We start from the raw sequence: 14,424 nt of genomic DNA, 5'->3' as shown, positions 1-14,424 counted from the left end.
GATCGAACCGCACGACGAGGCGTAGGCCCGGCACGTCGGGTGGGAGGCTGGCCGTCTGGTGTGTGAACGACCCGGGCGTGGGGAAACCCACATGCGGGGGCTCGATGCACTCTGTGACTGGGTGGATGCTGGTGGAGACCGATAGTCTCGGGCGCCATGAGCACCTGCGTCGCCATTGCGGTGATTACCTTCAGGCGACCTGCTCTGTTGCGGGGGTTGCTGACGAGTTTGCAGGCGCAGGAGTTGCCGGCGGACGCGGACTACTCGATCCGGATCGTCGTGGTGGACAACGACGCGGACGGGTCGGCGGCGCGGGTGCTGGAGGAGTTCGGCGAGGGTACGCCGTACCCGATCGAGTCGGTGGTGGAGGCGGAGCCGGGGATCCCCTTCGCCCGGGAGCGGTCGGTCGAGCTGTGCTGGAACGACGACGCGCTGGTCTTCGTGGACGACGACGAAGTGGCGCCGCCCGGCTGGCTGGCGACGCTGCTGAAGGCGTGGGAGTCCACCGGCGCCGACGTTGTCACCGGACCGGTGAAGGGCAACCTCCCGGCCGGCGCTCCGGCGTGGAACCACTACAGCGACGTCCACGACTCGACCGGCCGGCACACCACCGGCGAGGAGCTCCGCAAGGCGTACACGAACAACACGCTGGTCAGCCGCCGCGTGTACCACGCGGTCACGCCCGGGTTCCACCCCGCGTTCCGCTACACCGGCTCCAGCGACCTGCACTTCTTCCTGCGGGTGCACCGCGCCGGGTTCCGGATCGTCTGGTGCGAGGAGGCGTGTATCGCCGAGGACGTCCCCGTCGGCCGGACCACGCTGGCCTGGCTGGTCCGGCGGGCGTTCCGGTCCGGCAGCGGTGACACGATCAGCCGGCTGCTGATCCGCCCGGGCGCGATCAGCTACGTACTGGTGCTGGCCTATGCTTCGGCCCGGGTGATCTCCGCGTTCGGGCTCGCCCTCGCCGGGCTGCTGCTCGGCCGGAAGACGCACCTGCTGAAGGCAGTCCGCCGGTTCTTCTCGGGCGTCGGAAGTCTCGCCGGGATAGTTGGGATCAACCATGACGAGTACCGGGAACGGCACGGTTCGGCCGACGGTGGCGGAGCTGTGCGAGGCGATCTGGACGGTGGAGAAGAGCCTGGAGCTGCTGACGTGGCAGCTCAAGGGGATGCATCCCTGGCCGATCATCCGGATGCGCGTCTTCCATGAGCTGACCCGCCGCAGCGGCATCCACGGAGCTCCCCATCCGGTACGCCGGACGCCGTCCGGCAAGGCTGCCCTCGTCGCGCGGCACGTGGCCGGAGTGGTCACCCGCAGCCCGTTCCCCGGCCGGTACGACGCGTTGGTCGTCCCGCACCCGCGGAAACCGAACGGTGTCGAGATCTACACCGACGAACTCCGGACCTTGCTCGGCGACCGCGCGCTGATCCTGGACTCGGGGATCAACGGCGTACCGCTGCCCGGCAGCAAGAACCTGGACTTCTTCACGTCGGCGGCCGGCGCGGTGCACCGCGGTACGGTCGACGACCGGGGCGCCGCGGACGCGTTGGAGAAACTCACCGGTGTCCGGGTCCCGATCGGGGCGCTGCTCGCCCGCGAGGTGCCGAAGCATCTGCGGCTGCGCGCGCTCTACCGTGCGCTGCTGAAGAAGCACCGGATCGAGACCGTCTACCTTGTGGTCGCGTACTTCCACCAGCACATCGTTGGTGCGGCCCGCGATCTCGGGATCCGGGTGGTCGAGCTGCAGCACGGCGCGATCAGCCCGTTCCACCTCGGGTACAGCTACCCCGGCCGGCCGGACGTGGCGGATCAGCCGGACGAGCTGTGGTGCTTCGGGTCGTACTGGACCGACGTCGCGGACCTCCCGGCCGGCATGCGCACCAAGGTCACGGGCGCCCCGTTCCTCCCGGCGCCGGCCCCGAAGCAGGACCGGGTGGTCTTCCTCTCGCAGGGCACGATCGGTACCGAGCTGATCCGGGTGGCCGAGGCCGTCGCGCGGCAGCACCCCGAGCTGGAGGTCCTGTACCGCCTGCATCCGAGCGAACGCCCCGCCGACTACGCCATCCCGCCCGGCGTACAACTGTCGACCGGCGGCAGCACGCTCGACCTGCTCGCGACCGCGACGTACCAGGTCGGCGTCTCGACCACGGCGCTCTTCGAGGGGATGGCGCTCGGCTGCCGTACGGCGGTCGCGGACCTGCCCGGCCACGAGTACCTGGACCCCGCGATCACCAAGGGCCACGCGCTCCTGCTGCGGGACCCGGCCCAGCTCACGGAGGCGCCGGCGTGCGACGACCCAGGCAGCTACTACGCGCCGAGCGACCTTCCGCGGGTGTAGCCGGACCTGGATGCAGGCACAACCCGCCTGGCGCGACCGTTCGAACGTTCGAACCAGGGCTTGTGCCTGCCTGGGCGTCCACGCTGCGGCAGTAAGGTCGGCGCCATGAGGTACATGCTGCTGCACAAGACCAACGACAACCTGGAAGCCGGGAACCCGCCGGATCCGGAGATCCTGGAGCGCGCCGACGCGGTCCTGGAGGAGATGCGCCAGGCCGGCGTCCTGGTGCTCGGCGAGGGCCTGATGCCGAGCTCCCGCGGCGCCCGCGTGACGTTCCCGGCGCCCGGTCAGCCGCGGGTGATCGACGGCCCGTTCGCGGAGACCAAGGAACTCGTCGCCGGCGTCTCGATCATCCGCGTCGACTCCAAGGAAGAAGCCATCCACTGGGCCCTCCGCTTCGCCGAGGCCGACCCGCACACGCCGATCGACATCCTCGAGATCGCCGGTTAGCTAGGTGATGTTGGTGGCTGCCCAGGTGGTGATGTCTTCGTGGCGGATTGCGGCGGCCATCAGGTCGGGGAACTGGTCGGGGGTGCAGGCGAAGGCCGGTACGCCGAGGTCGGCCAGCGCGGCGGCGTTCTCGGCGTCGTACGACGGGGTGCCTGAGTCCGCGAGTGCCAGCAGGGCGATCACCTGGACGCCGGACTCCACCAGCGAACGCGCCCGCCGCAGCAGTTCCTCCCGTACGCCGCCCTCGTACAGGTCCGAGATCAGCACCAGGACCGTGTCGGCCGGCTTCGTGACCAGCTCCTCGCAGTACGCGAGCGCCCGGTTGATGTCCGTCCCGCCGCCCAGCTGCGTCCCGAACAGTACGTCGACCGGGTCCTCCAGCCGGTCGGTCAGGTCCACGACCGCGGTGTCGAACACGACGAGCGACGTCCGCAGCGTCCGGATCGACCCGAGCACCGCGCCGAACAGCGACGCGTAGACGACCGACTCGGCCATCGACCCGGACTGGTCGATCGCCAGCACGATGTCCCGCTGAACGCTGTGGTTGCGGCGCGCGTACCCGACCAGCCGGTCCGGCACGATCGTGCCGAGCGCGGGCGAGAAGTGCTTGAGGTTCGCCCGGATCGTCCGGTCCCAGTCGATGTCCGAGTGCCGCGGCCGCGACGTCCGCCCGGCCCGGTCGAGCGCGCCCGTCACCGCGGCCCGGGTCCGCTCCGCCAGCCGCGCCTCGAGCTCCGCGACGACCCGCCCGACGACCTCGCGCGCGGTCTGCTTGGTCTCCTCCGGCATCACCTCGTTGAGCGCGAGCAGCGTGGACACCAGATGTACGTCGGGTTCGACCGCGCCGAGCAGCTCCGGCTCCATCAGCATCCGGGTGATCCCGAGCCGCTCGACCGCGTCCCGCTGCATCACCTGGACGACGGTGCTCGGGAAGTACTGCCGGATGTCCCCCAGCCAGCGCGCCACCCGCGGCGCCGACGACCCCAGCCCGGCGGCCCGCTGCGTACCCGAGCTCTCGCCGGCGTCGTACAACGCGGCCAACGCGGCGTCGACGGACTGGTCGGCCTTGGAAAGCGTCGTACCGGTCTCCTCCTCGGCCTCCGCGCCCAGCACGAGCCGCCAGCGGCGAAGACGTTCCTCACTCATGAGACCCCCAGCAGTTGCGCCACCACTGGCAACGCGGTCGCGGCCAGTTCGGCGTCCAGGTCGTTGTCGTCGGCAACAACAGCTGAACCAGGATCGGCGAGCACCCGCGCCCGGGAACCGATCGTCCGCCGCTCGGGCGCCGCGAACGTCCCGAACGTACGCCGCAGCAACGGCAGCACCTCCACGAACGCGTCGTCCGGGATCCCGCCCAGCCACGCGTCCACCAGCGCGAGCAACCGCTCGTCGTGTACCAGCAACAACCCGCCGCCGGCCAGGAATCCCTCGACGTACCCGGCCGCGTCCGCCGTCGCCGTACCGGGTGACAACGACCGCCCGAGCCGCAGCGCGACCTCGCCGTCCGGCAACCGCGAGGTGTCCAGCATCAGCCGCGTCAACCGCCCGCGGATCAACGGCGGCACCGAGGCCCGATCGCTCAACCCCTGCAGGGTGTTCAGCCACTCCGCCCGTACGCCCTCGGCCAGCAGCGCCGTCGCGTCCTGCACGCCGTCGATCAGCTCCTGTACGGCGGAAGCGGCATCCGGATCCAGCCCGTGAACCGTCCGCGCCAGGCCCGCGCAGACCCGTGAGACCATCCGCCCCGCGACCGCGGCCAGCCCGGCGGTATCGGTCCCGCGGACGTCGCCGTACCGCGAAGCGCGGGCCAGCGAAGGGAGAGCCGCCATCAGGTGTCCGACGTCGGCGTCGGCCGCGGCGCGGCTGTCGATGCCCTGCAGCAGCGGCGGCAGCGCGTCCGCGAGGTCGGCGAGCAGCGACTTCTCCAACGCGGCCGTGACGTCCGCCAGCGTGGTCGAGTCCGCCGCCTTCAGCATCACGGTCGTCGCGGCGCCGAGCACCGTCGTACCGTGGGCGCCGGCCGCGACGAGTTCGACCTCGAGCCCCGGGTCCCACGCCAGCCGCCACAGCTCGCGGAACGTACCTTGCGCGCGGCGCTCGTCCATGGCCGGCACACCCCAGTCGACGCCGAGGATCCGCAACCGGTGCAGGAGCCGGGACTTCTCCACGTCGTTCGGCTTCCGCAGGTCGAGCTCGATCACGCGCTCCGCCGCGTCCCGCTTCATCCGCAACCGGCGGACCTGCGCCGCGAAGTCCGCCGCCACCGGCGCCTGTGGTGTCGCACCGGGCACCGACCCGAGCAGCTCGCCGACGACCGCCTCCCGGGTCACGAGATCCAGCAGTACGTCGTTCCCGCCGCAGAGCACGGCCCGCGTGGCCTCGGTGACTTCGCTCAGCCCCGCGAGCGGGCGTTCGCGCAACGCCGCCAGCGTATCCGCGAGCCGGACCGCCTCGATCACGTGCGCGCTCGACACCGGCAAGTCCTCGGCGCGCAGTACCTGGGCGACCTTGGAGAGCCAGCGTGCGGTGATCTGGTCCGGCGCGGTGAACAGGTGGTGGTACCAGCCGGGCGACGTGATGCCGGCGCCGTACCCGCTGGTCGCGGCCAGCCGGCCGTGCGTCCAGGGCACCCAGGTGCAGGCGATCTTCCGTTTCGGCAGGCCTTTCAGGATCCGCTGGTCATGTGTTGCCGGCGGCAACGGAAGCTCCAGCGCCGGAACGTGCCAGGCGCCGCAGACAACCGCGATCTTCTCGAACCCTTCCTTCTGCACCTTCCGCAGCACGGTGCGCATGTACGCCTCGCGCTGGGCCTCACGCCCCACCGCGTCCTCGCCGTGCCGGAGCTCGCGCATCACGTCCGCGATCACCGTGAACGGCTCGGCACCGTCCCGCCGCGACTCGATCACGTCGTCCCACCAGCGCTCCGGGTCGTCGTACCCACCGGCCGCGGCCAGCGTCGCGAGCGGGTCCATCGCGGCCGCAGACCGCCCGCCCGACGAGCCGAACTGCTGCGCGGCCGGCAGATCGCAGAACCGTACCGGAACACCCGCCGCCAGCCCGTACCTGATCGCCTGCCACTCCGGGCTGAACACTGCGAACGGCCAGAACGCCGCCCGCGTCGAGTCGTCCGTGGTGTCGACGGCATACGCGAGCAAGGCGACCGGGGGCTCCATCTCCTCCGACGCCGCCAGCTCGACGATCTTGTCGGCCTCCGGCGGCCCCTCGATCAGCACGATGTCCGGCCGGATCCCGGCCAGCGCCGCGGCCACCGCGCGCGCCGACCCGGGCCCGTGATGCCGGATCCCCAACAGATGAACGGTCATCCGGAGATCTCTCGGCAGGCCCGGTAGAACGGGGCCCAGTCGTCGCGTTCGCGGACCACGGTCTCGAGGTACTCCGACCAGACGACCCGGTCCGCCGACGGGTCCTTGACGACCGCGCCGAGGATGCCGCCCGCGACGTCGGCCGGCCGCAGTACTCCGTCACCGAAGTGCGCGGCGAGTGCGAGACCGCCGGTGACGACGCTGATCGCCTCCGCGGTGGAGAGCGTGCCGGACGGCGACTTGACCGCGGTCCGGCCGTCCTCGGTCCGTCCGGAGCGGAGCTCGCGGAAGATCGTCACCACCCGGCGGATCTCGTCCAGCGCGTCGTCGGGCTGCGGGAGCTCGAGCGCGGACCCGAGCTGCGCGACCCGGCGGGCCACGATCGCCACCTCGTCCTCGGCGGAGTCCGGCAGCGGCAGTACGACGGTGTTGAAGCGGCGGCGGAGTGCGCTGGACAGTTCGTTGACGCCCTTGTCCCGGTCGTTGGCTGTGGCAATGACGTTGAACCCCTTGCGGGCCTGGACCTCGGTGGCCAGCTCGGCGATCGGCAGCGTCTTCTCGGACAGGATCGTGATCAGCGCGTCCTGGACGTCGGACGGCATCCGGGTCAGTTCCTCGATCCGGGCGATCTTCGCCTCGGTCATCGCGCGCTGCACCGGGCTCGGCACCAGCGCGGCCTCACTGGGGCCTTGGGCAATCAGCTGGGCGTAGTTCCAGCCGTACCGGATCGCCTCCTCCGCGGTGCCCGCCGTACCCTGCACGAGCAGCGTGGAGTCGCCGCTGATCGCGGCCGCGAGGTGCTCGCTGACCCAGGTCTTCGCGGTGCCCGGTACGCCGAGCAGCAGGAGTGCGCGATCCGTCGCGAGGGTGGCGACCGCGACCTCGACCAGCCGGCGCGGGCCGACGTACTTCGGGGAGATCTCGATGCTGCCGGCCTTCCCGCCGAGCAGGTACGTGACGACGGCACTCGGCGACAGCTGCCAGGCGGGCGGCCGCGGCTTGTCGTCGCTCGCCCGCAGAGCCTGCAACTCGTCGGCATACTCGACTTCCGCGTGCGGGCGCAGTACCTCGGTCATGGGGCCTCCTGGTCTGGACTGAGGAGCGTAGGGAGCGAAGCGACCGGAGCGACGAGGGAAGACCAGGAGCCAAAGCCCCATGACCCGCCGCGACGGAGTCGCGGCATCAGCACTGTCATGTCAGCTCCTCGTGCATTTCATGGCGGAAGGTCAGGGTTTCGACGAGGCGGCGGCGCCAGGTGTCCTCGTCGCCGGTCGGGTCGCGGGTGATCGGATGGTCGAGTACGTCGGGCGGCACCGCGCGGGCCGCGATGCTTGCCAGCCGCGCCCAGGCACGGTTGGTACCGACCCGGACCAGCTGATCGAGAATCATCCTCGCGAGCTCCGGCGGCCACGGCACCGGCAGCCCACCCACCAACTCGGCGACATCCACACTGCCCCGCATCACCTCCACCGCCCGAGCCCACTCGACGGGCGGCAACAACCGCAACAACTCAGCAGGATTCCGGCTCCCGGTGTTGGCGTTCGCCAGCAGCAACGCCCGCGCCCAGCGGCTCGCCAACGCCTCCCCGCCGTCCGCCTCCGCCGGCTCGGCGGACGGGCGCGCGGCGGCCGCTGCTCCTTCGCGGACTGTGGCTTCGGTCCAGGCCGACTGGAGTACTTCGGGGGCGCAGCCCTCGACAGGAGTCTCGAGCCAGGTGAGGTGCATTGCTGACAGAGGTGTGTTGGCCACGATCTGATGGAACCACCAGGCCCGTTTGCCGACGCCCTCCGGGTTCTGGGAATCAAGACCGTCGCGCTCCATCGACGCCGTGAGACTCCGCGGCAGGTCGACCGCCAGCACCCCCTGGCTCTCCACCAAATGCGAACGCAGCCGCTCGGTCATCCGTACGCCGTACTGCGCCTCCGCCAACCGCGCCAACATCCGCGCCGCCACCCGCCGTACCTCCCGCGAACGATCATCGAGTCCCGTCTCCAGGAACTCCTCGTCCGCCAGCGACAACCCCTCGGCGAACAGCCCGAGGAAGTCCGCCCGCGTGGCAGCCGACTCGTTCGGCCACACCTCCGCGAGCTCCGCCCGCGCCGCCCCCGGCTCCCGCCGCCGCAGCCCCAGCAACCAGGCCCGACGCTGGATCGCGTTCCCATGCGTCCACAACTCCGGATCGTTGCTCTCGGCATCGGCCGCGTGCAGGAACCGCCACTCGGGGTTCAACTCCGCGAGCCACCGCGCCCGCCGCCCGGCCGCCGCGATCACCAACGGCCGGTACTCGGCGCGATTCCGGGCGTAGTCGGCCAGCGCCGGCAAATGCTCAGGCGGAACACCCCATCCGTTCGCCTCCGCCGTACGCAACCACTCGCCCAGGGCGGCCGTCTGGAACCCGCCCAGCATCGCCGCCAGCCGCCGTACCGCACCCGGCCTCGGCAACGGCCGATCCTCGCCACCCGCGGGCTCCAACGGCGTCAGCTCCCGCAACGGCTTGCGCCCGGCCCGCTTGTAGACGGTCGCCAACGCAGCAGCATCCAGGAGGCCACCGTCACCCAGCCGCTCCCGCACGTACTCCGGTAACTCGTCGAAGTCCGCCGGTCGCCGATCGGTCCCCAGCAGCACCGAGCTGACCAGCCCGTCCCAACCCTTCACAGCGTCACCGGCCGATCGTCGCGCCAGCACGTCATCGGGCGCAGGCCGGCCCGGTTCCACTCGGCGGCGACGGTGATCGGATCGCCGGCCGAGACCGCGAGCAGCTTCAGCGGATCCCAGCCCGGCAGGATCTCCAGCCCGTCACCGGCCTCGTCCACGAGCGCCCACCCGTCGCCGTGACGCGCGGGGCGTACGTCGTACAGCACGAGCGGCCAGCGCTCGTTCCACGGATCGGCGGCGAGCGATTCGACGTACGACGTCAGGGCCTGGTGGACCGTATGACCGTGCGGGCGCGGTGCCTGCCCGCGCTGGTCGGTCTGGGTGAGGAGCGCCCGCATCGGGAGCGCACCGGGGTAGAACGCGAGCGTGCCCGGGACGAACTCACCCGGTCGGGCCGGCAGCGGGTCGAGCGGCCGGCCGGCGGCGGCGTACGTGAGGATCAGGCCGATCCGCCCGGTTGTTGCCCCGCGCAACCACACGCGGCGGAGGGTGAGCCGGTCGTCGGGTTCGACCACGCGGCCGAGCATCAGCCAGTCGTCCTGGACCTGCTCGCCTTCCAGCCGTACGCGGGCGGTCTCGGTCGGCCAGCCGATCCGCGACTGGACGGTATCCGCGAGCGACGGCGGGAGGTCGGCGAGGCGCGCGTGGGCGGCGACGATCAGGTGGATGAGCGAGAGCTCTTCGAGGAGTTCGCCGGGCCAGCCGTGGCCGCGGCCGACGACGCCTGCGGCTCTCCGTACCGCTCCTGCTACTCCTGGGGCCTGGGCGTCGACCATGCGCGCGGCGAGCCGGTTCAGTTCGCCGTACGCGCGTTGGTCGAACCCGCCGAGGCCTTGGCGTACCTGGTCGTCCAGCCACCCGGCCAGCTCCGCGAGGCCCGCCGACACCCGATCCGCCCGCCGGGCGACCCGCTCCTGCGCCGCGATCGGATCCGCGACCTCACCTGGCTTCCGCTCCACCCGCTCGGCGCGCTCGGTCCGCTGCTCGAGCCAGGTGGTCACCCAGTCGGGCTCGTCTCCGGGCGGGACACCGTCCGACGCCAGCAGCAGCATCAACCCGAGGGCGTGCTTGCACGGGAACTTCCGCGACGGACAGGAGCACTTGTACGCCGGCCCGGTCAGCTCGACGGCCGTCTGGTACGGCTGTTTCCCGCTCCCCTGGCACAACCCCCAGACCGCACGCTCCGTCGCACCGGCCCCCGACCACTTCTCCCGCCGAGCCAACCCCTGCCCGGCTTTCGCGGACGCAGCATCAGACGCCAGCCCCAGCACCTGCTCCACGTCCCACAACCCCACACCACTCCTCCCACAACCCGTCCCCCAAATCCTCCCACCCCACCCACCCGCGCTTGGCCGACCGGTCGCCGAGTCGTGGATCGAGGCTCCGCCGGAGCACGCCGAAGCTCAGATCCGTGGCGGTCGGCCGTCCAGGCAGCCGAGGTGTGCCAAACCGGCCGCAACTTCAGGGGTTCACCTCGCACATTGCCCGTTCACCTACCGCACACCATTGGTGAAGGGGCAACCTGATGGGTGAACCTCTCACATCGTGTCTGCCGCACGGGGGGCGAGCCGCTCCGGCTCAGAGGCGACCCTGCCCTCCACGGATTCAGGCTGAGCACCCGATTTCCACGACTCGCCGAACACCACCAGGACCATTCACCACGACTCGACGAAGTCGCGTCGGCCCAGGCCCCAGCGGTGGAGCCGGACCGGGCGGACCCGACAGGGTGAGGGACCGGGCGGGTCGATCCGACGGGCGGACCCGGCCGTGGACCGGGCGGGCGGACCCGGCGGCGTGGACCCGGCTGTGGGGCCGGGGTCGGCCGGACCGGGCGGACGGGCCCGGTGGGCGGCCCCGGCTGGTGGACCCGACCGTGGACCCGGCGGGCGGACCCAGCCGTGGACCGGGCGGGCCTGGTGGGTGGACCCGGCGGGGGTTAGCCGAAGGGTTGGCGGTGTTGGGCTTCGTCGGGGTAGCCGTTGCCTTGGGCGGGGGCGAGGGTGGGGTTCGCCGGGGTGGGGTCGGGGGTTCGGGTGGGGGCGGCGGGTGGGCGGGGGGTTTCGGAGAGGCCGTCGCGGATGGTGGTGAGGAGGCGGTGTTCGACGGCTTCCAGCTCGGCGATCCGGGTGCGGATCTCCTGTTCCTCGGCGCGGGCCTCGGCCAGCAGGTTGTCGGCCTTTGCGCGGGCCGTCGTACGGACCTGTTCGGCCTCGGCGCGGGCGCTGGTCCGGACGTGGTCGGCCTCGGCGTTGGCCGTCGTACGGACCTGTTCGGCGTCGGCGTGGGCGGTGGTACGGACGGAGTCGGCGTCGGTCCGGGCGGTTTCGCGGAGGTGGTCGGCCGTCCGCTGGCTCGCGCTGAGGACGCTCAGCTCGTACCGGCGGAGTTCGTCGACGAGTTCGCCGGCGGGGCGCTGGGAGTCGAGGATCGCCGCCGCGGGCTGCGGGATCTCCGCGTCCGGCAGCGTGTTCTCCAGCTCGGCGATCTGCTGGTCGACCCGGGTGAACAGGTCAGCGACGTCGGTCCGCATCTGGCGGATCGTGGTCGCCGCCGCCTGCACCCGCTCGCTGGCCTCGCGTTCACGTTCCCGCGCCGTACGTTCCGCCGACGTGATCACGTCCAGCGCAACCACCGCGGCGCGCTCCGCCGGATCGTCGGCGACGGTCTCCCGGTACGACGCCGCGCCCGCGCTGCCGAGTTCGCCAGCGTCAGCGTCGGGCGAGCCGTCGGCTGACGCACTCATCGCGACGGTACGACGAAGCGGCACCTCCCGGATGAACAGCACCGCCAGCAGACTCACCGCCGCAGCTCCGGCAGCGATCACGAAGATCCGCCCGGTGGCATCGCCGTACGCGTGCCGCACGATCGCCTGCACCGGCGCCGGCAGCGAGTTCACGTCCAGCACGCTCCCGGACCCGCCCTGCGCCGCCGCGGCCGCGCCCGGGCCGAGCTCGCGCAGGTGCTCGGCGATCAGGTTCGTCACCCGGGTCGCCAGCACCGCGCCGAGCACGGACACCCCGACCGCACCACCGAGGCTGCGGAAGAACGTCACGGTCGCGCCGGCCGCCCCGACCTCGCTGACGTCGACGGTGTTCTGCACCGCGAGCACCAGGTTCTGCATCGTCATCCCCATGCCGATGCCCATCGCGAGCATCCCGAGGCCGACGTACCAGTACGGCGACTCGTGGTCGATCGTCCCGAGGACGCCGAGCCCCGCGGTCAGGCAGAACCCGCCGATCACCAGGTACCGCTTCCACTTCCCGAACCGGGTGATCAGCTGCCCGGACCCGACCGACCCGAGGAACGACCCGAACATCATCGGGATCGTCAGCAGCCCCGCCTCGGTGGCGCTGTACCCGCGGGCGACCTGAAAGTACTGCCCGAGGAACACCGCGCTGCCGAACATCGCGATCCCCACCGAGAGGCTCGCGAGGATCGCCAACGCCGTCGTCCGTTCGCGAACGACCCGCACCGGGACCAGCGGCTCACTCGCGTGCGTCTCGACCACCACGGCCAGGATCGCGAGCAGCGCCGTACCGCCGAGGTACGCGCCGGTCTGCCACGACCACCACGGGAAGTGCTCGCCCGCGAACGACACCCAGATGAGCGGCAGGCTGGCCGCGCCCGCGATCAGCAGCGCGCCCAGGTAGTCCATCTTGACCTTGCGCTTCACCAGCGGCAGGTGCAGGAACTTCTGCAGCACGATCAGCGACACCACGGCGAGCGGTACGCAGACGTAGAAGCACCAGCGCCAGCCCAGCCACGAGGTGTCGACGATGACGCCACCGACCAGCGGACCGGAGACGGTCGCGAGCGCCATCACGGCGCCCATGTACCCGGAGTACCGGCCGCGGTTGCGGGGCGGGATCGCCGCACCGATGATCGCCTGCGCGAGCGCCATCAGGCCGCCCATCGCGAGCCCCTGCAGGACCCGGGCACCGATCAGGAACGGTACGTTCTGGGACACGCCGGCCAGCATCGAGCCGATCACGAACGCGACGATCGCGAGCTGGACCAGCAGCTTCTTGCTGATCAGGTCGGACAGCTTGCCCCACACCGGTGTGGACACGGTCATCGCGAGCAGGCTGGCGGTGACCACCCAGGTGTACTGCGTCTGCGAACCCTTGAGGTCCGCGATGATCGTCGGCAGCGCGTTGCTGACGATCGTCGAGCTGAGCACCGCGGTGAACAGTGCCGCGAGCAGCCCGGCGAGGATCTCCAGGATCTCCCGGTGCGAGAGCTCGGGGTTGCCGGACGGCGGCGGTGGCGCGGCGGTGGGTGCGTGCTCCGGCTCGGCGTACCGGGAGCGGTAGGGGGTGGGGTGGCCGGCGGGTGTGGCCGGCTGGTCTGGGTGGCGGGTCTGGGTGGCAGACATCAGTTTCCGTTCGTACGGCGGGAACGCGACGACCGGGGCAGTGGGGTGCACTGCTCCGAGGCGGAAACGGCCGGCGTTTGCCCTCACCCAGCCCGATATTTGGTTGCAACTACCAACTTTAATCCCGCGCCGTCAGCAACTGTTCACCGGGAGCCATCAAACGCTCGTCGGATGAATTATGAGACGGGCCCTCCTCGAAACTGGATTTCCCCCGTACGATCCGGTGCTTGTTGAGTAATCAACACTCCGGTCTCCGGCGGAGCTGTCAGGGCCCGCCGGAGACCTTCTCAGCCGAACGCCGCGATCAGGGTGTCCAGGCAGTGCCCGTCGGCGACCACCAACTGGCCGGGTGCGCTGAGCGCCGGTGCGAACGGACCCATCCAGAGCGCACCCTCGGCCGCGGCCACCTCTCCGCGGACGAACGCGACGTCGAGTTCCCCCGAACGCAGCGCGGTCAGGTATCCGGCTGTAGTCCCAGAACTGATTTGTACGTCGAGGTTGGGCGTCCGGGTGCGGAGGATGGTCAGGCCACGTTCCAGGCGCGAGCGGGGGGCCCGGGGCAGTGCCTATGCGGAGGACCCCAGACGCGCCCGACGCCCGGGAGGCGGCGACTTCGGAGGCCTGGTCGACGGCGGCGAGGACGGCTCGGCGTCGGCTCGAGCCACTCGCACCTGGTCGAGGGGGTGCTCGGGCTGTCGATGGACCGCCCCGCGGCGTACATGCGCGAGTACCTCGAGGCGCTCGGTCCGCTGCTCACCGGTGAGCCGACGACCCGGACGCGACCCGCGCCTGGATCCGGGACCACTACGGCGCCGCGGGTTCGATGCCGGCGTACCGCGCTGTCCTCGATCGTGGCGGCACTGCGGGACCTGAGGACACCGCGGTCGTCGGCGACGAGGCGGCAGTGGCCAAGCAGCTGCAGCGGTACAAGGACGCCGGTACGACGGAGTTCCTGTTCTGCCCGGTCGGTACCGACACGGAGGTGGAGCGAACGATCAGGTTCGCCCACGACTACGTGTAATCGGCAACCTGATTGCGAAAGCTCTTTGCTGAAAAGCCTTTAAGGTAAGGGCTTTCAGCTGTCAGGACTCGCGGACCGAGCTGTGGTCGACCCAGACGAGATGGCCGTGGTGACTGACGAGGATCTCGTCGGTCCCGGCCGTCCCGGTCCGGCGACCCAGCTCCTGGCCGGCGATCCAGCGGCCGCCGATCAGGATCTGAACGGCGATCGGCCGCGCCGGTGAGGAGGCTACGGGCATGGCACCTGCTTCTGGACAGGGGCG

The 14,424-nt window shown here is 71.2% G+C and carries 11 protein-coding genes; 4 read left to right on the top strand and 7 right to left on the bottom strand.

The window, feature by feature from the left end:
- Window positions 1-156: 156 nt before the first annotated feature.
- The 3 genes from JOF29_RS27455 (at window position 157) to JOF29_RS27445 (ending at window position 2,788) form a co-directional block, all read left to right on the top strand.
- Window positions 157-1,209, top strand: coding sequence for a glycosyltransferase family 2 protein (locus JOF29_RS27455; protein ID WP_209697311.1), 1,053 nt, complete (start codon window positions 157-159; stop codon window positions 1,207-1,209).
- Window positions 1,169-2,338: a hypothetical protein gene (locus JOF29_RS27450; RefSeq protein ID WP_245360494.1), complete on the top strand. Its 1,170-nt coding sequence runs from the start codon at window positions 1,169-1,171 to the stop codon at window positions 2,336-2,338. The genes JOF29_RS27455 and JOF29_RS27450 overlap by 41 nt, the downstream gene beginning before the upstream one ends.
- 105 nt (window positions 2,339-2,443) lie before the next feature.
- On the top strand, window positions 2,444-2,788 hold the full coding sequence (locus tag JOF29_RS27445; protein ID WP_209697310.1) for a YciI family protein: 345 nt from the start codon (window positions 2,444-2,446) through the stop codon (window positions 2,786-2,788).
- Here JOF29_RS27445 and JOF29_RS27440 read toward each other — a convergent pair whose 3' ends face one another.
- The 6 genes from JOF29_RS27440 to JOF29_RS27415 form a co-directional block, all read right to left on the bottom strand.
- Window positions 2,789-3,934: a VWA domain-containing protein gene (locus tag JOF29_RS27440; protein ID WP_209697309.1), complete on the bottom strand. Its 1,146-nt coding sequence runs from the start codon at window positions 3,932-3,934 to the stop codon at window positions 2,789-2,791. It abuts the gene before it with no gap.
- Entirely contained in the window at window positions 3,931-6,111 is a 2,181-nt protein-coding gene (locus JOF29_RS27435) for a DUF5682 family protein (RefSeq protein WP_209697308.1), read from the bottom strand. Before JOF29_RS27435 ends, JOF29_RS27440 begins: the two co-directional genes overlap by 4 nt.
- Window positions 6,108-7,187 (bottom strand): ATP-binding protein, encoded by a 1,080-nt coding sequence (locus tag JOF29_RS27430; protein WP_209697307.1) that lies wholly within the window; start codon window positions 7,185-7,187, stop codon window positions 6,108-6,110. The genes JOF29_RS27435 and JOF29_RS27430 overlap by 4 nt, the downstream gene beginning before the upstream one ends.
- A 115-nt stretch (window positions 7,188-7,302) precedes the next feature.
- Window positions 7,303-8,766, bottom strand: a complete 1,464-nt coding sequence (locus tag JOF29_RS27425) for a DUF5691 domain-containing protein (RefSeq protein ID WP_209697306.1) — start codon at window positions 8,764-8,766, stop codon at window positions 7,303-7,305.
- Window positions 8,763-10,061 (bottom strand): SWIM zinc finger family protein, encoded by a 1,299-nt coding sequence (locus JOF29_RS27420; RefSeq protein WP_209697305.1) that lies wholly within the window; start codon window positions 10,059-10,061, stop codon window positions 8,763-8,765. Before JOF29_RS27420 ends, JOF29_RS27425 begins: the two co-directional genes overlap by 4 nt.
- A 641-nt stretch (window positions 10,062-10,702) precedes the next feature.
- Window positions 10,703-13,141, bottom strand: a complete 2,439-nt coding sequence (locus JOF29_RS27415; RefSeq protein WP_209697304.1) for an MFS transporter — start codon at window positions 13,139-13,141, stop codon at window positions 10,703-10,705.
- An 823-nt stretch (window positions 13,142-13,964) separates the two neighbouring features.
- Here JOF29_RS27415 and JOF29_RS27410 point away from each other — a divergent pair.
- Window positions 13,965-14,162, top strand: coding sequence for a hypothetical protein (locus tag JOF29_RS27410; RefSeq protein WP_209697303.1), 198 nt, complete (start codon window positions 13,965-13,967; stop codon window positions 14,160-14,162).
- Between the two features lie 61 nt (window positions 14,163-14,223).
- On the opposite strand, the gene JOF29_RS27405 is transcribed toward JOF29_RS27410, so the two are convergent.
- On the bottom strand, window positions 14,224-14,400 hold the full coding sequence (locus JOF29_RS27405) for a hypothetical protein (RefSeq protein WP_245359504.1): 177 nt from the start codon (window positions 14,398-14,400) through the stop codon (window positions 14,224-14,226).
- Window positions 14,401-14,424: the final 24 nt, after the last annotated feature.

This window comes from Kribbella aluminosa (assembly GCF_017876295.1).
Taxonomy (GTDB): Bacteria; Actinomycetota; Actinomycetes; order Propionibacteriales; family Kribbellaceae; genus Kribbella; species Kribbella aluminosa.
Note: the sequence above shows the minus strand (reverse complement) of the source record. Positions and strands in the feature narration are given on the sequence as shown.